This window comes from Citrobacter europaeus (assembly GCA_020099315.1).
Taxonomy (GTDB): Bacteria; Pseudomonadota; Gammaproteobacteria; order Enterobacterales; family Enterobacteriaceae; genus Citrobacter; species Citrobacter europaeus.
The window spans coordinates 1,198,485-1,216,962 of the sequence record CP083650.1; the positions used below are offsets into that span (position 1 = coordinate 1,198,485).

Annotated in this window: 15 protein-coding genes and 1 tRNA gene; 10 read left to right on the plus strand and 6 right to left on the minus strand. The window is 50.9% G+C overall.

Annotated features, from left to right (window positions below; genetic code table 11):
* Positions 1 to 2 precede the first annotated feature (2 nt).
* Positions 3 to 1,010, plus strand: a complete 1,008-nt coding sequence (fimH, locus tag LA337_05590) for a type 1 fimbria D-mannose specific adhesin FimH (GenBank protein ID UBI17173.1) — start codon at positions 3 to 5, stop codon at positions 1,008 to 1,010.
* Between the two features lie 34 nt (positions 1,011 to 1,044).
* Positions 1,045 to 1,539 (plus strand): fimbria assembly protein, encoded by a 495-nt coding sequence (sfmF, locus tag LA337_05595; protein UBI18406.1) that lies wholly within the window; start codon positions 1,045 to 1,047, stop codon positions 1,537 to 1,539.
* A gap of 49 nt (positions 1,540 to 1,588) precedes the next feature.
* Here sfmF and fimZ read toward each other — a convergent pair whose 3' ends face one another.
* The 3 genes from fimZ to fimW form a co-directional block, all read right to left on the minus strand.
* Positions 1,589 to 2,221 carry a fimbria biosynthesis transcriptional regulator FimZ gene (gene fimZ / locus LA337_05600; GenBank protein UBI17174.1) on the minus strand — a complete coding sequence of 211 codons (633 nt, stop codon included), beginning with the start codon at positions 2,219 to 2,221 and terminating at the stop codon, positions 1,589 to 1,591.
* A 587-nt stretch (positions 2,222 to 2,808) separates the two neighbouring features.
* Positions 2,809 to 3,615 (minus strand): fimbriae Y protein, encoded by an 807-nt coding sequence (locus LA337_05605; GenBank protein ID UBI17175.1) that lies wholly within the window; start codon positions 3,613 to 3,615, stop codon positions 2,809 to 2,811.
* Between the two features lie 301 nt (positions 3,616 to 3,916).
* A complete protein-coding gene (fimW, locus tag LA337_05610; GenBank protein UBI17176.1) occupies positions 3,917 to 4,510 on the minus strand; it encodes a fimbria biosynthesis transcriptional regulator FimW in 594 nt (197 codons plus the stop codon).
* A gap of 37 nt (positions 4,511 to 4,547) precedes the next feature.
* Between fimW and LA337_05615 the strand changes: the two genes are divergently transcribed.
* Positions 4,548 to 4,727: a hypothetical protein gene (locus LA337_05615; protein UBI17177.1), complete on the plus strand. Its 180-nt coding sequence runs from the start codon at positions 4,548 to 4,550 to the stop codon at positions 4,725 to 4,727.
* A 39-nt stretch (positions 4,728 to 4,766) separates the two neighbouring features.
* Positions 4,767 to 4,843: transfer RNA gene (locus LA337_05620), tRNA-Arg, on the plus strand.
* Positions 4,844 to 4,851: 8 nt separating this feature from the next.
* Here the strand turns inward: LA337_05620 and torS are convergent.
* Complete coding sequence (torS, locus tag LA337_05625) at positions 4,852 to 7,638, minus strand: TMAO reductase system sensor histidine kinase/response regulator TorS (protein UBI17178.1); 2,787 nt, start codon at positions 7,636 to 7,638, stop codon at positions 4,852 to 4,854.
* A gap of 82 nt (positions 7,639 to 7,720) precedes the next feature.
* On the opposite strand from torS, the gene torT reads away from it, so the two are divergent.
* Entirely contained in the window at positions 7,721 to 8,752 is a 1,032-nt protein-coding gene (gene torT / locus LA337_05630) for a TMAO reductase system periplasmic protein TorT (protein ID UBI17179.1), read from the plus strand.
* On the opposite strand, the gene torR is transcribed toward torT, so the two are convergent.
* Positions 8,725 to 9,417 carry a two-component system response regulator TorR gene (gene torR, locus LA337_05635; protein ID UBI17180.1) on the minus strand — a complete coding sequence of 231 codons (693 nt, stop codon included), beginning with the start codon at positions 9,415 to 9,417 and terminating at the stop codon, positions 8,725 to 8,727. The genes torT and torR overlap by 28 nt on opposite strands.
* A 131-nt stretch (positions 9,418 to 9,548) precedes the next feature.
* Between torR and torC the strand changes: the two genes are divergently transcribed.
* The 3 genes from torC to torD are packed head-to-tail and all read left to right on the plus strand — an operon-like array spanning position 9,549 to position 13,868.
* Positions 9,549 to 10,727 (plus strand): pentaheme c-type cytochrome TorC, encoded by a 1,179-nt coding sequence (gene torC, locus LA337_05640; GenBank protein ID UBI17181.1) that lies wholly within the window; start codon positions 9,549 to 9,551, stop codon positions 10,725 to 10,727.
* Positions 10,717 to 13,257, plus strand: a complete 2,541-nt coding sequence (torA, locus tag LA337_05645; protein UBI17182.1) for a trimethylamine-N-oxide reductase TorA — start codon at positions 10,717 to 10,719, stop codon at positions 13,255 to 13,257. Before torC ends, torA begins: the two co-directional genes overlap by 11 nt.
* Positions 13,254 to 13,868, plus strand: coding sequence for a molecular chaperone TorD (gene torD, locus LA337_05650; GenBank protein ID UBI17183.1), 615 nt, complete (start codon positions 13,254 to 13,256; stop codon positions 13,866 to 13,868). Before torA ends, torD begins: the two co-directional genes overlap by 4 nt.
* A 54-nt stretch (positions 13,869 to 13,922) precedes the next feature.
* Here torD and uspF read toward each other — a convergent pair whose 3' ends face one another.
* Positions 13,923 to 14,351 (minus strand): universal stress protein UspF, encoded by a 429-nt coding sequence (uspF, locus tag LA337_05655; protein UBI17184.1) that lies wholly within the window; start codon positions 14,349 to 14,351, stop codon positions 13,923 to 13,925.
* A gap of 528 nt (positions 14,352 to 14,879) precedes the next feature.
* On the opposite strand from uspF, the gene LA337_05660 reads away from it, so the two are divergent.
* Together LA337_05660 and LA337_05665 are read left to right on the plus strand one after the other, a co-directional pair.
* A complete protein-coding gene (locus LA337_05660; GenBank protein ID UBI17185.1) occupies positions 14,880 to 15,974 on the plus strand; it encodes a NapC/NirT family cytochrome c in 1,095 nt (364 codons plus the stop codon).
* 20 nt (positions 15,975 to 15,994) lie between these two features.
* The gene (locus tag LA337_05665; GenBank protein UBI17186.1) at positions 15,995 to 18,439 is read left to right on the plus strand and encodes a trimethylamine-N-oxide reductase 2; all 2,445 of its coding nucleotides are present in this window, start codon (positions 15,995 to 15,997) and stop codon (positions 18,437 to 18,439) included.
* The last annotated feature ends 39 nt before the right edge of the window (positions 18,440 to 18,478 follow it).

The following is an 18,478-nucleotide window of genomic DNA, read 5'->3' on the forward strand; positions in this document are numbered from 1 at the left end:
CGATGAAACGACAAACGGGTTTGTTACTGGGAAGTGCTTTACTGCTGATGGCCCATTCGTCCTGGGCGACGGTCTGCCAAAACTCGAATGGCACACCAACGGATGTTTTTTACGATCTGTCGAACGTGTTTAACAGCAGCAACAACCAGCCGGGTCAGGTCGTGACGTTACCGGAAAAATCGGGCTGGGTTGGCGTTAATGCCACCTGTCCGGCTGGGACAACGGTAAATTACACCTATAGAAGCTATGTGACTGAACTGCCGGTTCAAAGTACCGAGGGTGGATTTCAGTACCTGAAGCTCAATGACTACCTGCTGGGGGCCATGAGCATCACCGACAGCTACGCTGGGTTGTTTTATCCTCCTCGTAATTATATCCGCATGGGGACTCACCCTAACGTATCTAAGCAGCAGCCTTTTGGCGTAATGGATTCAAAGCTGGTGTTTAAACTCAAAGTGATCCGCCCGTTTATTAACATGGTGCCGATCCCCCGGCAGACGATGTTCAGCGTTTATGTTACGACCAGTACCGGAGATGCGTTAAGCACGCCGGTTTACACCATCAGCTACAGCGGCAAGGTGGAGGTTCCACAAAACTGTGAGGTGAACGCCGGACAGATTGTCGAATTTGATTTTGGTGATATTGGCGCATCACTGTTTAGCAAGGCGGGGGCGGGAAACCGGCCAGAAGGCATTAATCCGCAGACCAAAACGGTGGCGATAAAATGCACCAACGTCGCCGCACAGGCCTACTTAACCATGCGTGTAGAGGCCGAGAAAGCCACCGGGCAAATGATGGTTTCTGATAACTCAGATTTAGGTTTTATTGTCGCCGACGGCAATGGCAGACCGCTGACGCCTAATAATCTGTCCAGCACGATTCCGTTTCAACTGGACGACAACGCCGCGGCAAGCGTGGGCATTCGGGCATGGCCGGTCAGCGTGACGGGCAATAAGCCCACCGAAGGACCCTTTACAGCCCGTGGCTATCTGCGAGTGGATTATGACTAACAAGCAAACGCCCGCCGCAGGGACACTCCTGGCAATGGTGTCTCTGCTGACATTCAGTTCGTTGTGCCATGCCGCTTCGTCGCTGGGAGAAATCAATATTGAACTGCGCGGTAACGTGGTGGACTTTACCTGTGCGGTAATTGCCAGCGACAGCAACAAGTCTGTGGAGCTAGGCACCTGGCCGACAAAGCAGCTTCAGACCAGTGGAGAGACCACGCAACCGGTCGCGTTTACGCTGAAGCTGGAAGGCTGCCCGCCCGGATCCGCTTCGATAACGTTTTCCGGAACACCGGCCCCAGGCACGACGTTGCTGGCGCTTGATGATGCGGTGATGGCGCAAAAGGTGGCGATCGAATTGCATGACAGCGATCGCACGCGATTGCCGCTCGAACAGGCCAGCCAGACCGTGGGGATTGATGAGAACGGCAATGCCACGCTGACCTTTTTCGCCAACTATATCGCGTTAGCAGACGGGGTTCAGCCTGGTCTCGCCAGGGCTGATGCCACGTTTATGATTAACTATAACTAATCAATGTGCTGACAAAACACTCCCGAACGACATCTCGCCGGGAGTGTTATTACATTAATTCATGCATTTTTGCGTAATCAATCAGCTCAACGATGGTGTGTAATCCGAGCTTGGAGTAGATATTCGCCTTGTGAGCGCTAATCGTTTTATTGCTGAGTAACAACTGCTCAGCAATTTCCTTATTGGACAGCCCGTTTGCCAGATAACGCAAAACGGTAACCTCGCGGTTAGAGAGCGGCATGTCATTCAAGACGCCTTTCTGTGCATTTATATTGTTAATGAAATTAAGGGTATCCGAAGGGAAAAAAGAATATCCCGATAAAATCATTTTTACCGCATTGTAGATATCATTGAGATCCTTTCGTTTACTGACAAAACCATTTGCACCGGCCCTGATAGCACGCCCGGCATAAAATGACTCAGATTTTGAGGACAGAAACAGTACCCGAGTTTTCTCCTGCAATGACTTTATTCTTTTGAGTAATGTAAACCCATCAGAGCCAGGTAGTTCAATATCCAGAATGACAAGATCGACCGGGTGCGTGCGCAGGTGTTCTATTGCCGTACGGCTGTCATCGGTTTTCAGCACTACTTGAATATTACTGTTTTTCTCGAGTAGTACTTCTATCGACATTCTGACAATAGGGTGTTCGTCCATAATGATAACGGATGCTGGTTTCATTGTTGTATGCCTCAAACTGTTTGCGTATCTTGCGAATTTGATAAAACATCAGGCGTTATAATATTGTCAAATAGCCAAGAATTGTTCTGAGGGAGAGCCGAATAAATATTATTTCATCCTTGTTTATTCGGTTGTTCTTCTGCAGAACAATGAATTTGTGGAAAATCCATTTCACACCGGGAAAACTAACAATTAATCAGGAAACTGTGGGGATTATACCTGCTCTGTTCTTTCGGAAAAGACTTACAACATCCCGGTTGTTAATGTCAGTTAGGATGTTCTGAAAGATCCAGGTGTCTTAATGGCTATTGGCATTATTTATCTGCAGTTCGAATTATGGCAGATTGAAAAATTTTTTTAAACAGTAAAAACGATATGATAAACTAATTGTTTAGGTTTTGTTAAGGCGGCATTAAGGTGGTTTTATATTGAAATGCACAGAATCTGTAAGGTTTACTGTGACAGTCGCACCAGACATAATACCAGGAATAGTTGTAAATATTAAATTTTTGTAAAAATTAGATCTGTTTTCTTATTCAAGAATAAGTAATTTCTTAAAAAATCTTATGGGACAGGAGGTTATGGTGTTAATTAAAATGAGGAGAGGTAACGTTGAGGCGATGTATCAGATGTAAGAAGCGTTGCCTGCTGGGCAATCCCAGGCGCGTAATCAACTTGTTCAGACGATAGATGATGCGGTGGTAGGGGAGAGTCTGTAACAATGCAATCTTTTTTAATGAGTTACCTTGTAAAAGTAAGGCAATCATCTCCCAATCGAGCTGGTTTATGCGCCTGGAATGAATATAGTTTAGAGCCGGATATAATAAGGCGTGACGCATCTCCGGGAGGCGTAAATTGCGTGACAAGATATAAAATGGACCAGACAGTGAAATAAAAGAGGTAAGGTCTTCATCGCGATTCGATAGCATTATGAAGATTTGAATGTCATTACGCTTCTTAATTAATTGACGCAGACCTTCAAGTATATCGAAATAAGGAGTTGTTAAGCCTTCTATGTCAATCACTAACTGGCTAATTACCGGCTCTTGCATGCTGAGCAACGCCGATTCAACGCTCTGGAAGATCCCCGTGCGAGTGCCTGAAAATAAATGCCGGCTCAGCGCATAGGCCAGATAGTAGTCTGTCGTAATTATCGCCTGAGATATAGTGTCGTCCGGTAATGTGTATTCGAGTTTTTGCGCCAGATACTCGAGCCGGTCAAATACCTGTGAGGTACAGTGGGGATATTGCCAGGTACAGTTAGCGTTTCGTATACGGCGATAGCGGTCCCGGCGTTTTGCGCTGTGCATCCTTTTCCATTCCATTTCTGTTGCGGCAGGTCTGGATAAATTGCTGACTACAAACATCCCTGAACCAAACTTTTGCCAGCGCAAAGGTGAGTTTACTTGTGCCGTTGGGTTTCAGTGCTTCAACAATCATCAGACTGGCAATTGCGTATCCCATCAGAATAATCTGCCGGAAGTTTTCTGATGTCTTACTCAATGCCCAAAAGCTTGTTTTATCCAGTTCAGCCTCTCTCTGAGATTAGATAAAATATTACCGGGTATGTCTTTCTGTTACCCCGGAAATAGTATGGCTCGATAATTCTGGCAGCCTGAAGCCAGGTACAGTAGGAGCCGATACTTAATCGATGATGAGATATTTCTCAATAAAAATTAGGCAGAACTACTCCGACTAATTTTGTAGAAAGTTCAGATGCGCGCGGATGTATCTTAAGAATTGCTGATCGTTTTTCACATGCAGCTTTTTCATAATGCTGCGGCGGGTAGCTTTGGCCTGGAGATCGCTTACCGAGAGCAGGTGGGCCGTTTCGGCTAAGGTATACCCACTGGCGAGAAACATTAAGAACTGACGTTCTTCGATTGAAAAGTTACGAGTGGTGCAGTAATGGCAGATAGTTGCGGGCACGCTATTGCGCAGCGCGCGTTTTTGCAGGATGAGAACCAGTTTTTTGGTTATCTCGTCTACGTCATCTTCCCGATAAATCAGTGGCAGCATGTACAAGCAGGGCCGGAACATCAGCTTATCTTTATCGTTTTTGCTACAGATGACCACCCGGTGTTGGCGCCTGGTGTGGACAGGAACCTGGTAGCAATCGGCGCTGAGCCAATCTTCATCCAGGGAGATAAACGCGATGTCAGCGCGATCGATATCTTCGACCGGTAAAAAGCAAATCTCCTGGTGCCATTGATTTGCCAGATGGGAGATGATGATTTTCAGTCCATGTTCAAAGTGACTGTTTTCTTCCTTGATGGCGATACTTAACATTAAAGAGTTCCTGAACCACGGGAGAGGGGATAAAGGAATGTTAAGCAAAATCATAAATATTCTAAATACATGTATCCCTAAATCTGACGTTTTGCGGGCTGAGTTGTTACCAGGTGATTTCCTGGATACCCTTGAACGAGCAGAAAAAATCAACATTCGTACACTTCGCCAGCAACCGAAACAAAAGGCATTGACTCAGCAAGCGCTGACCGTATAATTCACGCGTTTCATCTGCATGAAGTAATCACTTCGCAATGCGCCCTTAGCTCAGTTGGATAGAGCAACGGCCTTCTAAGCCGTAGGTCGTAGGTTCGAATCCTACAGGGCGTACCATCTCAACATCACTTCAGATGTCCAGCTTCAGCGAATTGCGATGAATTTTCCTTTTCCAACCACGTTTCCACTTCCTTAAGACTGAGTTGTACCTCCTCCCTGAGTGAAAAATCAGCTAACGGCTGTTGTTCAAGTGCGGCACAAACGCTGCTGGCAGAACGCATTCCCATGCTGGCGCAACTGCTTTTTAGCTGATGCGCCAGACGTTTTATCTTCTCGCGATCGTGTGCTGCGCGCGCATTATCAATCTCATCTAATACAGGAAGGGTATGTTGCTTAAAGAGCGCTAACCATTCGTGTACCTTTTGCCATCCCATTAGCTGAATATCTCCGGCTAATTGCTGGGTATCTAACCGTTTGTTGTCATTTTCTGATGCAACCGGGAGAGGCGCGTAACCGTACAAATAATGCATAATTAACCGACTGAGTTCATCCCGGGGAACCGGTTTTTGAATAACGCCGAGAAACAGGGTACTGGTTCTTTGGTTTAGCGTTTCGTCGATGACGTGCGCGCTAAAGCCTATCAGATTTAGCATTGGGTATGCGCAGGTTAACTGCTGCGCCAGCGTGATGCCGTCGATATCCGGAAGATCGAAATCAACCAGGGCGGCATCATAATGGGCGTCTTGCTGCAGTATGGTTAGTGCCGCAGCGGCATTGTCGGCAGCGGTAACCTGTGCGCCATTGAGGGTGAGCATTTCTGTGCTGATGCGCTGCGTGAGAGGGTTATCCTCGATAAGCAGTATGCGTAAACCCTGTAATGATATCGCTCGTGGAACGGATTTCGCTACCGGCATCGCGCCTGCCCGTAATGGCAGACGCAAACGAAAGCAGCTTCCTACCCCTGGTGTGCTGGTGACGCTGAGTTCTCCCAGCATCGCCTGCGCGAGGCTGGCGCTGATGGTGAGTCCAAGCCCGGTTCCCCCACGTTTACCGCTTACCTGAACAAACGGCTGAAAAATGTCGCCCTGACGGGCAGGATCAATCCCGCATCCCGTGTCCTCAACCTCAATGTACCAATCCTGGTCTTCACACCGACTACGCAGGATGATGTGCCCCCGATCGGTAAAGCGCAGTGCGTTGTTTAATAGGTTAGTTATGATTTGCCGGATGCGGCGCGGATCGCCGCGTAAGGAGTCGGGTACGTCGTCGGCAAAATCCATAATCAATGCGACCGGGCGACCCGCAACGCGACTGTGCATGAGCTGAAGCGTACTTTCCAGCAATGGCCTGGGCTCAAAGGGTTCATCACCGATGGCCACATTTTTTCCGCCCGCTTCGATGGCGGAATAGTCAAGAATATCGTTGAGGATGGTCAGCAGAGACTCGCCAGAGTCGGTGATTGCGCGCAGATTCTCCTGATGCTGCGCCAGTGCGGGATTGTCTGAGAGCAACTGCGCAGTGCCGAGGATTCCGTATAGCGGGGTGCGTATTTCATGGCTCATGGCGGCAAGAAACGCCGATTTTGCCTGGTTAGCTTTTTCGGCTTCCGCACGCGCCAGCCGATGTTCAGACACCATCGACCGCAGCTCGGCGGTGCGTGCTTTAACCTGAGCGGCCAAATGTTCGCGGTGGCTATTCAGGGCGTGAACGCTGGCGCGAAAGGCATCCATCAACCGCCCAATGGTGTCCAGTTCGCGAACGCCTGCGGTTTCCGGAAATGGGGAGTCGATATCACCTTCAAGCAGACGCTGTAACGCCTGGGTTTGCTGCGCCAACGGACGCGTGACCGAGCGGTAAACCACGCGCCAAAGAATGAGAATTAACAAGCATAATGATACCGCACCTAACAGCAGCAGCAGCGTTTGCCCGCGCTGGCTGGCCTGTTTGAGATGCGCCAGCCCGGTCTGATTGCGTTGGCCGATGATTTCCACCAACTGACTGACTTCGCTACTGAAACGGGTAAATTGCTCGATATTGTTTTGCGATAAGATCTGTAAGCGGGTAGTAATGTCATTGTCCTGACGATACAGGGCCAGCAGATCGACATAACGGCTAATTGAATTTACTGCGTCGGCAACCTGAGCGCGTACCACCGGATCTTCAATGCGTATTTGTCGGCGATGAAGCACTCTGACGGCGGCATTCAGCTGGTTTTCCAGCGCCGCCAGGTTATTCTGCGCCTGGTTATTCCCCAGATTCATCACCATTTGCTGCACGCGTAGCGCGCTCAGGCGCAGCTCATTCATCTGGTTATAATATTCCAGATCAATATCGATAAGCCTGTCGAGAGCGTGTTCAGCCGCCTGCCCCTGATGGCTTTCAATTAAATCATAAATGCTTGCCTGCGTAGCGCCCGCCGAGGTGGCGGCATTACTGGCCTGCCCGCGCGCCATTTCGGCAACGTTGGCGGTAGCCTCAACAAGTTGTTGGCTGAGTTGTTGCTGTTGCTCGCGCAGTTTCAGCCGTTCGCCAACCATTTCCCCCTGATGGCTTAACGACTGGGCGATCTCTTTTTCCTGTTGTTCAATGGCCGAAGTATCAAAGCCCTGTTCGCGAAGAGTTTTCAGTAATGCGGTTATTTTCAGACTTTGGGCGGTTAACATACGCCCCTGAGCCAGCCACATATTTTCATTATCTGCGGTGGTCAGATTCTGCGCGGAAAACAGTTCCCAGGCGCTGGCTTCGCTGAGCTGGCGCGCCATGTCCATGGTCGGGATCAGCGCCTGGGTATTGGCCTGCTCAACCTGGCTGACAAAACGCAGGTTATACCAGCCTACCAGCGTACTCATGAGGGTCAGCGCCGCCATCAGCGCAAAGCCTATCCACAGTCGTTTGGTCAGAGATAAATTCACTGTCTGGTCGCCACAGATTAAAAAGGTTGAGTCGAAAAGAGGAAAGCAACTAGGATAAAGCCTTATCAATGATGAGGCTATCATGCGCGTATTGGTTTTCCTGCTTATCACGCTTTTTCCCGGTCTGGGTCACGCGACCGTGCCCGCACTACTGCGCTGGCAGGATAGCCAGCAGGCTGTCCCGGCGCCGCAAACGGACGTTACTGCAAACAAAATCTGGAAACTGTGCGCGCTGTATCCCAGCCTGAAGGATTCTTACTGGCTTTCCGTAAATTACGGCATGCTTGAGGCGGCGAAAAAATACGGAGTGAGCCTGAAGGTGCTTGAAGCGGGAGGGTATCGTCAGTTAAACATGCAAAAATCTCAAATCGCTCAGTGCCAGCAATGGGGCGCGGATGCCATTTTGTTAGGCAGCAGCACGACGACTTTTCCAGATTTGCAGACCCAGGTTGGATCGCTGCCTGTTATTGAGGTGGTGAATGCGATCCATGACGCGACGGTAAAGGCGCGGGTTGGGGTTCCGTGGTTTCAGATGGGGTATCAGCCAGGCCGCTATCTGGTTAAGTGGAGCGGCGGTAAACCGCTAAAGGTCTTATTATTGCCCGGGCCTGACGACGCCGGAGGCAGTCGTGAGATGGTGGAAGGATTCCGCCAGGCGATTGCCGGCAGTCAGGTGCACATTGTGGATGTGGCGTTAGGGGATAATGATATTGAAGTTCAGCGCAACCTGTTGCAGGAGATGCTTGAGCGTCACCCGGATGTTGACGTAGTGGCCGGTACGGCAATTGCTGCGGAAGCCGCCATGGGGGAGACGCGGAATCAGGGCACGCCGCTAACCGTAGTCTCTTTTTATCTGTCGCACCAGGTGTATCGCGGGCTTAAACGCGAAAGAATCATAATGGCTGCCAGCGATCAGATGGTCTGGCAAGGTGAACTGGCGATTCAGCAGGCTATCAGGATATTACAAGGGCAACCGGTGTCGGAAAATATCAGCCCACCGATCCTGGTGCTCACCCCGAAAAATGCCGACAGCCAGCATGTTAAGTGCTCGCTGTCACCCGGCGGATTCCGTCCTGTTTATCTGTATCAGTACACGTCAGCCGCTAAAAAATAGCCTTCCCCATGCTGCGTCACCAGTAAATCCGCTCGTAGCTTGTGGCGTAAACGGCGGATCAGCACATCTACGGTGCGTAAGTCTGGATTGTCCACCCGTCGTGCCGAAAGCATGCGCAGTAAACGTTCGCGGCTGAGAATCTCCCCCGGATTGGTGACAAAAGCGACCAGCATTTCATATTCGGCGCGGGTGAGTTTGATCGCCTCTTCACCCAGTTCCAGGGTATGACGAGAGACATTCAGACAATACCCGGCAAACTGATAGCAGTTGTCTTTGGCCTCCGGCTGCGCCTGACGGGCAAGGTCGATCCGCCAGAGCAAGTTTTTCACCCGTACCACCAGTTCACGTAGCTCCAGCGGCTTGGTGACATAATCATCAGCGCCCATTTCCAGGCCAACGATACGGTCAATTTGGTCACTACGGCCCGTTACCAGAATGATCCCTACCGTTGAACGTTCTCGCAGGGCACGGGTCAGCATTAAGCCATTTTCATCCGGGAGGTTAATATCCAACAGAATAAGATCCACAGGGTGCTGCGACAGGATTTCACGCAGGCCGGCTCCGCTGGCGGTGACAGAGACATGATAACCTTCCTGTTCAAAATAAGCCTGTAACCGTGCCTGGGTCACGGGTTCATCTTCAACAATTACAATGTGATGCGACATCCTGGTTGCTGTCTCTTTCTGTTCATATCTGTTCACATTTTGCCGTAAGCCATTCATCCTGACCAGTGTTGCTGTTCACATTTGAGAAATAAGATCCTCTGTAACTAAACCATATAATTACAGGGGCTATTATGCGGGAACTTTGGAGGGCGCTACTCAGACCGAGCGCACGTTGGTCAGTGTTGGCGCTGGTCGTCATCGGGATTGTGGTTGGTATCGCGCTGATCGTTTTGCCGCACGTTGGCATCAAATTAACCAGCTCTACCGAGTTTTGCGTGAGCTGCCACAGCATGCAGCCGGTTTATGAAGAATATAAACAGTCCGCGCATTTTCAGAATGCCTCTGGAGTGCGCGCAGAATGCCATGACTGTCACATTCCTTCAGATATTCCGGGCATGGTGAAGCGTAAGCTGGAAGCAAGCAACGATATTTATCAGACCTTTGTTGCCCACTCTATAGATACGCCTGAAAAATTCGAGGCCAAACGCGCCGAGCTGGCGGAGCGAGAATGGACACGGATGAAAGAGAACAACTCTGCTACCTGCCGCTCCTGTCATAACTATGATGCGATGGATCATGCTAAGCAGCATCCTGAAGCCGCACGCCAGATGAAGATTGCGGCCAAGGACAACCAATCCTGTATCGACTGCCATAAAGGTATCGCGCACCAGCTTCCCGATATGAGCAGTGGTTTCCGCAAACAGTTTGACGAGTTACGCGCCAGGGCGAACGACGATGGCGATACGCTCTACTCTCTGGACATCAAGCCTATTTATGCCGCTAAGGGTGATAAAGAACCTGCTGGCTCACTGCTACCCGCCTCTGAAGTAAAAGTGTTAAAGCGTGATGGTGATTGGCTGCAAATTGAAATTGTGGGCTGGACCGAGAGTAACGGACGCCAGCGCGTGTTGGCGCAACTGCCGGGCAAGCGCATTTTTGTGGCCTCCATTCGTGGTGACATCCAGCAGCACGTGAAAAATCTGGAGCAAACTACCGTCGCGGAAACGAATACGCAGTGGAGCAAGCTGCAGGCCACCGCCTGGATGCAAAAGGGCGATATGGTCAACGACATCAAACCTATCTGGGCCTATGCCGACTCGCTCTATAACGGAACCTGTAACCAATGCCACGGCGCGCCAGAGAAAGAACACTTTGACGCTAACGGCTGGATTGGCACGTTGAACGGCATGATTGGATTTACCAGTCTGGATAAACGTGAAGAACGTACCTTGCTGAAATATTTGCAGATGAATGCCTCTGACACTACGGAGAAGCCGCATGGCGATAAGGGAGAAAGCAATGAAAAATAACGATCTCTTTCAGGCATCTCGCCGACGTTTTCTACTGCAGTTGGGCGGCTTGACCGTAGCCGGTATGTTGGGACCTTCTCTGCTTACGCCCCGTAGCGCCAATGCTGCAGAGGTGCAGGGAGCTGGCGTCAAAGAGGGGATCCTGACCGGTTCTCACTGGGGGGCAATCCGTGCCACTGTTGTTGATGGCCGTTTTATTGAGGCCAAACCGTTTGAGCATGATAAATACCCGTCAAAAATGATCGCCGGACTGCCGGATCACGTACATGGCGGCACGCGTATTCGCTATCCCATGGTCCGCGTCGACTGGTTGCGTAAACGCCATCAGAGCGATACCACACAGCGCGGAGATAACCGCTTTGTGCGCGTTTCGTGGGATGAAGCGCTGGACTTCTTCTATCAGGAGCTGGAGCGCATTCAGAAGACCTATGGTCCGAGCGCGCTGCTGACGGCCAGCGGCTGGCAATCAACCGGCATGTTCCATAATGCTTCCGGGATGCTGGCGCGCGCCATTGCGCTGCATGGCAACAGCGTGGGTACCGGGGGCGACTATTCCACCGGTGCTGCTCAGGTGATCCTGCCGCGCGTGGTCGGGTCAATGGAGGTATATGAACAGCAGACTTCCTGGCCGCTGGTACTGAAAAATAGCAAAACGATTGTGCTGTGGGGTTCCGACCTGATTAAAAATCAGCAGGCGAACTGGTGGTGTCCGGATCATGATGTCTATGAATACTACGAGCAACTGAAGGACAAAGTGGCGCGCGGCGAGATCTCGGTTATCAGCGTTGATCCGGTCATCACCTCGACTCACGACTACCTGGGCCGCGACAAGGTTAAGCACATCGCCGTGAACCCGCAGGCTGATGTGCCGCTACAGCTGGCGCTGGCGCACACGCTCTTTACCGAGAAGCTCTACGATAAGCATTTTCTTGATAACTACTGCGTTGGGTTTGAGCAATTTCTGCCTTATTTGCTGGGCGAAAGTGACGGACAGCCTAAAGATGCGCAGTGGGCGGAAAAAATATGCGGGATTGATGCCGATACGATTCGTGAACTGGCACGGCAGATGGCGGGCGGCAGAACGCAGATTATTGCCGGCTGGTGCGTGCAGCGTATGCAGCACGGGGAGCAGTGGGCATGGATGATTGTGGTGCTGGCCTCAATGCTTGGACAAATCGGCTTACCCGGCGGTGGGTTTGGCTTTGGCTGGCACTACAACGGCGCGGGCACCCCGGGGCGTAAAGGCGTTATCCTGAGCGGATTTTCTGGTTCCACTACCGTTGCGCCTGTACATGACAGCACCGATTTTAAGGGCTACAGCAGCACTATTCCGATCGCACGTTTTATCGATGCGATTCTGGAACCGGGCAAAAAAATTAACTGGAACGGAAAAACCGTCAAGCTGCCGCCGTTAAAGATGTGCGTTTTTGCCGGGACTAACCCTTTCCATCGTCACCAGCAGATCAACCGTATTATTGAAGGCTGGCGTAAGCTGGAAACCGTTATCGCCATCGATAATCAGTGGACGTCGACCTGTCGATTCGCCGATATCGTCTTGCCCGCAACGACCCAGTTTGAGCGTAACGATCTCGACCAGTATGGCAACCACTCTAACCGCGGCATTATCGCTATGAAACAGCTGGTGCAGCCGCAGTTTGAAGCGCGTAATGATTTCGATATTTTCCGCGATCTTTGCCGCCTCTTTAATCGTGAAGAAGCCTTCACCGAAGGGCTGGATGAGATGGGGTGGTTGAAACGGATCTGGCAGGAAAGTAGCCAGCAGGGGAAAGGGCGCGGGGTTCATCTCCCGGCTTTTGACGTTTTCTGGAATCAGCAGGAGTATGTTGAATTCGAACATCCACAGATGTTTGTTCGTCATCAGGCCTTCCGCGAAGATCCCGATCTTGAGCCGTTGGGTACGCCGAGTGGTTTGATCGAGATTTTCTCAAAAACGATTGCCGATATGCAGTATGACGACTGCCAGGGGCATCCGATGTGGTTTGAGAAAATCGAACGTTCCCACGGTGGGCCGGGGTCGCAGCGTTGGCCGCTGCATCTGCAATCGGTTCACCCGGATTTCCGTCTGCACTCGCAGCTTTGTGAATCTGAAGCGCTACGTAAACATTATGCGGTAAGTGGTAAAGAGCCGGTATTTATCAACCCGCAGGATGCCAGCGCAAGGGGGATTCGCAACGGTGATATTGTCCGTGTGTTTAACGCACGTGGACAAGTACTGGCCGGAGCGGTTGTCTCCGATCTTTACACTCCGGGCGTGGCGCGTATTCACGAAGGTGCCTGGTACGATCCTGACAACGGTGGAGAAACCGGGGCGCTGTGTAAATACGGCAATCCGAACGTGTTAACGTTAGATATCGGCACGTCTCAACTGGCGCAGGCAACCAGCGCCCATACTACGCTGGTGGAAATTGAGAAATATACCGGCAAAGTGGATAACGTGACGGCGTTCAGCGGCCCGATAAAAATGGTGGCGCAGTGCGAATATGTCCCGGCAGAGAAGGTGACGTCATGATGAAACGCTCTTCCCTGACCACAGAACAGATAGCCTGCGTTTACGCCTGGCTGGCGCAGTTGTTTTCCCGGGAGCGTGACGACCAAAGCCTGGCGCTTTTACAGGCCAGCGAAATGGCTGAGTGGTTCGCGGTGCTAAAAGATGAACCGTCGCTTGAGGCGGAAGTTCTTTTGCTGGAGGAGAAAATTGCTGCGCTTCAGGTGCGCGAAGACGCTACCCTGGAACTGGCGGCTGATTTTTGCAGCCTGTTTCTGATGTCGGACAAACATGCGGCGTTACCCTATGCGTCGGCTCATCTGGAAGGCGGGCAGAATTACGGAGTTATTAAACAATTGTTATCTGATGCGGGCATGCAGGTAAGCGATACGTTTAGCGAGTCAGCCGATCATCTGGCGATTTTTATCGAACTGTTAAGCCATCTGCATTTTTCTCTCGGAGAGTCCGGGCTTAGCCGCCAGCGTATTGATGCACTGCGCAGAGAAACGCTGGTGGGGCTGTTACGCTGGTTACCGACGTTCACCGCCAAATGCCGCCGCTATGATGACTTTGGTTTCTACGGCGCGCTGAGTCAGCTGTTGCTGGCGTTGGTCAGACTGGATAATCAGAACTGAGTGATGGCCTAAGCCACAAAAAACGGGAGCAAATTCGCTCCCATTTTAACCCTATCACCGCACAACCAGCACTGGGCATTTCGCGTGGCGTACGACGGCTGCCGCCGTTGACCCCAGCAGATATGTGCTAAAACCGGGCTTATGTGAGGCGATGACAATAAGCTCGGCGTCAACCGCTTCCGCTAGCTTGAGGATCTGGTCCTTCGGCGGGCCATAAACGACATGAGTCTGACTCCTGCCAGCAGGAATATTGAACTGCTTAATAATTTCTTCGAGTTTTTCGCTGGCCTTGGCCTGCAGACCACTTCTGTCCGGAAATTCGGTAGAGTAGGCCAGCCCCAGCGAGGCATAAAACGGAACGGTAGGAATAACGGCTAAAAAGTGGACCTTAGCGGTTTTGGCATGCGCCTGGACCTGGGGAACAACATGGCGGGTTAAATCGGTTTCAGAGATATCAATGGGCACCAGAATTGAGCGATACATATTCACTACCTCCTGTTTGTTTACCTCTACCCTGAGTGTAGCGAAAGTTGGCTCTGTATAATAAGTGACCAGATCAAGGTTGCGTGCATAAATGCGCGTCAATGAAAGGCGTGTGTCGCAAGTCTGCTCATAAATGTATATCTGAGCAACACTGCAAGACAGATATCTTCATTAATACGTGTAATCAAAAAACAGAAAAGGGTTCTTTTTTATGTGTTTTCATTATATATTTAATTATATAACGGGTGTCACCAAGGGGTTAATTTCAGCAGCTTTTAATATTTATCAAACTTTTATTCTGATGTTTATTAAATTAATAGTTAATCCAACCTTATGCTTGGTTTAAAATTCTGATTTTAAACGAAATTTGATATTTACATTTCGTTCTCATTAATTATGCGAACCCCTTCAAACTTACCCGCATGCTGATTCTCATTTTCCTCTGTGTTTGATGAATATCAATAAGTAGCCGCGTTAGGGTAATTATTGTCTACCCATTAAAGAGTATTCGTCTTGTGGGAATAAAAGATGAGAAAAATAAATAAAACCATCCTCTGGACGATGCTGCTGTCCATTGTTCTTGGGGCTGTTATCGTTTTGGCAGGGCAATGGACCCTGCACAAAACGTCAAGCACGGAATTCTGTTTATCGTGCCATACAATGCAGGCCCCCTATGAGGAATATACCGGTTCGGTTCACTTTCAGAATCAGAAAGGGATTCGTGCAGAGTGCGCGGATTGTCATATCCCGCAAGGCGGCCTGGATTATCTGGTGGCTAAACTGCGGGCCTCAAAAGATGTTTATCATCAGTTCATAACCAAAAAAATCGATACCCCGGAAAAATTTGAAGAACACCGTCTGGAGATGGCGCAAACCGTCTGGGCACAGCTCAAGGCGAGTGATTCTGCGACCTGCCGTAGCTGTCACAGCATGGACGCGATGGATCTTGCCGCACAAAGCGCAGATGCGCAGAAAATGCACAAAATGGGCATCGCGGAAAAGCAAACCTGTATTGATTGCCACAAAGGCGTCGCCCATTTCCCACCTGAAGTAAAAATGGATGACAGCGCGCTCAAAGGGCTTGAAGCACAGTCAGCCTCCACTCCTGCCTCGGCAACTGAGCTTTATGCCGTAAGCAACACCGCGCTTGGCGATTTGGGAACCGTTTACCCTGCAACAAAAATGCAGGTCCTGAAATCAACGGACAATACGCGACAGGTCGAGATTCGCGGGAGCCAGATGCAGGGAAGTGAACAGGTCATTTACTACGCGGCAGGACAGCGTTTGATTCTTGCCAGCCTGAGTGAAAAAGGTCAGCAGTCGCTGAAAATCCTCTCCGACTGGAAAAAAGATGATTACGGCAATGCGTGGCGAGATGTGGTACTGCAGGGTGAATGGAGCGGTTCCGCTCTCGCCAGCCGCGAACCCATGTGGGATTACGCACGCAAACTCGACAATGTGTATTGCGCGGGCTGCCATGCGCCAATTCCGGCGAATCATTTTACGCTCAACGCCTGGCCTTCAGTAGCGAAAGGGATGGGCGCTCGCACCAATATCAGTGAAACCGAACTGGATATCCTGAGCCGTTACTTCCAGTACAACGCTAAAGACATGAACAAATAAGCGATAAATCAGGAGAAATCATGAAACTCACAAGACGTGACTTTATCAAGACGGCTGGCGCGGCAACCGGGACAATGGCGATTTCTTCGGTGATCCCAATGCCAGCCTGGGCCGAAGGCCAAAATGGCGGAGCGATTCTGACGGCTGCACGTTGGGGTGCGGTATACGTGGAAGTAAAAGACGGCAAAGTGGTTTCCTCAAAAGGGGCATTGCCGAAAACGGTGCCGAACTCGTTACAGCAAACCGCGCCGGATCAGGTTCATACCAATATCCGCGTTAAATATCCGATGGTGCGCAAAAGCTATCTGGAAAACCCGGGTAAAGCGGATGGTAAACGTGGCAACGATCCTTTCGTGCGGGTGAGCTGGGAGCAGGCGCTGAAGCTCATTCATGAGCAGCATAGCCGGATCCGTAGCAGCTATGGGCCGTCCTCAATATTTGCCGGTTCCTATGGCTGGCGCTCCAGCGGCGTTCTGCATAAGGCGCAAACCTTACTGCAACGCTATATGAGCATGGCCGGTGGCTACGCCGGTCATACCGGAGATTATTCAACCGGGGCGGCGCAGGTGATCATGCCTTATGTCGTGGGATCGGTTGAAGTCTATGAGCAGCAAACCACCTGGCCGATGGTGCTTGAGCACAGTCAGGTCGTGGTGCTGTGGGGGATGAACCCGCTCAACACCCTCAAAATTGCCTGGAGCAGCACGGATGAACAGGGGATTGAATACTTTAATCTGCTGAAAAAATCAGGAAAAAGCGTTATCGCCATCGATCCAATGCGTTCTGAAACCATTGAGTTCTTTGGTGATAATGCCACCTGGATTGCGCCACATATGGGGACCGATGTGGCGATGATGTTAGGGATCGCCCATACGCTGGTGAAGAAAAATCTCCATGACAAAGCCTTCCTGGAAAAATACACCACCGGTTATCCGCAGTTTGAGGAATACTTGCTCGGCAAGAGCGATAAAATAGAGAAAACCGCCGAGTGGGCTTCCGGCGTGTGCGGCGTGCCTGCTGAGCAACTGGAAAAACTGGCGGAAATTTTCTCCAGCAATAAAACCATGCTCATGGCAGGTTGGGGGATTCAGCGCCAGCAATACGGTGAGCAAAAACACTGGATGCTGGTGACTCTGGCGGCGATGCTGGGGCAAATTGGTACCGAAGGCGGCGGCTTTGGATTCTCGTATCATTATTCCAACGGCGGTAACCCAACGCGCACGGGTGGGGTATTGCCAGCAATTTCCGCCAAAATTGAGGGGGGGTCATCAGCGGGTAACGACTGGGCGGTTTCCGATGCGGTAACCAGCCTGCCGGTAGCGCGAATTGTTGAAGCGCTGGAAAACCCAGGCGGTAAATATCAGCATAATGGTAAAGAGCAAACCTTCCCGGATATCAAAATGATCTGGTGGGCAGGCGGTGCTAACTTTACCCATCATCAGGATACTAACCGCTTAATTACAGCCTGGCAGAAGCCTGAACTGGTTGTCATCTCTGAGTGCTACTGGACCGCAGCGGCTAAACACGCTGATATAGTCCTGCCGATCACCACCTCGTTTGAGCGTAACGATCTGACCATGACCGGTGATTACAGTAACCAACACCTGGTGCCGATGAAGCAGGTCATCGCGCCGCAGTTTGAATCCCGCAGCGATTTTGACGTATTTGCCGATCTGGCTGAGATGCTCAAGCCGGGAGGTAAGGCGGTCTACACCGAAGGCAAAGACGAAATGGCGTGGCTGAAGCAGTTCTATGATGCCGCGCAAAAAGCCGCCCGCGCCCAACGTGTCGCTATGCCTCAGTTCAACGCGTTCTGGCAGCAGAATAAACTGATCGAAATGCGTGAGAATGAAAAGAATAACAAATATGTGCGCTACGCGGATTTCCGCAGCGATCCGGTGATGAATGCGCTGGGAACGCCGAGCGGTAAGATAGAAATCTACTCGAAAACGATTGAAGGCTATCAATATAAAGATTGTCCGCCGCATGCGTCATGGATTGAACCCGATGAATGGAAAGGAACTGCGGATAAAGATCAACTGCAACTGCTGACTGCGCACCCGGCGCATCGTCTGCATAGCCAGCTGAACTACGCGTCGCTGCGCAAAGAGTACGCTATTGCCAATCGCGAGCCGGTCACCATTCACCCGGATGACGCGAAAGCCAGAGGGATTGCCGAAGGCGATCTGGTCCGCGTATGGAATGCGCGTGGGCAGGTGCTGGTGGGGGCGCACGTTAGTGACGGCATTAAACCGGGAATTATCTGTATCCATGAAGGTGCATGGCCGGATATTGAAAACGGTATCTGTAAAAATGGCGGCGCGAACGTACTGACGGCAGATATCCCGACTTCAAGGCTGGCGAATGGCTGTGCGGGGAATACCAGCCTGGTATACGCAGAAAAATTCACCGGTGAAGCGCCAAAACTCACCGTCTTTGATGAGCCAGCCATTGTCACTATGTAACGAAGGCTGATAAACGGGAGCCGCGAGGTTCCCGTTTTT

What these genes read in the sequence shown, in the direction of transcription:
- fimH (UBI17173.1), top strand. Translation starts at nt 3, where the DNA reads ATGAAACGACAAACGGGTTTGTTACTGGGAAGTGCTTTACTGCTGATG.
- sfmF (UBI18406.1), top strand. Translation starts at nt 1,045, where the DNA reads ATGGTGTCTCTGCTGACATTCAGTTCGTTGTGCCATGCCGCTTCGTCG.
- fimZ (UBI17174.1), bottom strand. Translation starts at nt 2,221, where the DNA reads ATGAAACCAGCATCCGTTATCATTATGGACGAACACCCTATTGTCAGA.
- fimW (UBI17176.1), bottom strand. Translation starts at nt 4,510, where the DNA reads ATGTTAAGTATCGCCATCAAGGAAGAAAACAGTCACTTTGAACATGGA.
- LA337_05615 (UBI17177.1), top strand. Translation starts at nt 4,548, where the DNA reads ATGTTAAGCAAAATCATAAATATTCTAAATACATGTATCCCTAAATCT.
- torT (UBI17179.1), top strand. Translation starts at nt 7,721, where the DNA reads ATGCGCGTATTGGTTTTCCTGCTTATCACGCTTTTTCCCGGTCTGGGT.
- torR (UBI17180.1), bottom strand. Translation starts at nt 9,417, where the DNA reads ATGTCGCATCACATTGTAATTGTTGAAGATGAACCCGTGACCCAGGCA.
- torC (UBI17181.1), top strand. Translation starts at nt 9,549, where the DNA reads ATGCGGGAACTTTGGAGGGCGCTACTCAGACCGAGCGCACGTTGGTCA.
- torA (UBI17182.1), top strand. Translation starts at nt 10,717, where the DNA reads ATGAAAAATAACGATCTCTTTCAGGCATCTCGCCGACGTTTTCTACTG.
- torD (UBI17183.1), top strand. Translation starts at nt 13,254, where the DNA reads ATGATGAAACGCTCTTCCCTGACCACAGAACAGATAGCCTGCGTTTAC.
- uspF (UBI17184.1), bottom strand. Translation starts at nt 14,351, where the DNA reads ATGTATCGCTCAATTCTGGTGCCCATTGATATCTCTGAAACCGATTTA.
- LA337_05660 (UBI17185.1), top strand. Translation starts at nt 14,880, where the DNA reads ATGAGAAAAATAAATAAAACCATCCTCTGGACGATGCTGCTGTCCATT.
- LA337_05665 (UBI17186.1), top strand. Translation starts at nt 15,995, where the DNA reads ATGAAACTCACAAGACGTGACTTTATCAAGACGGCTGGCGCGGCAACC.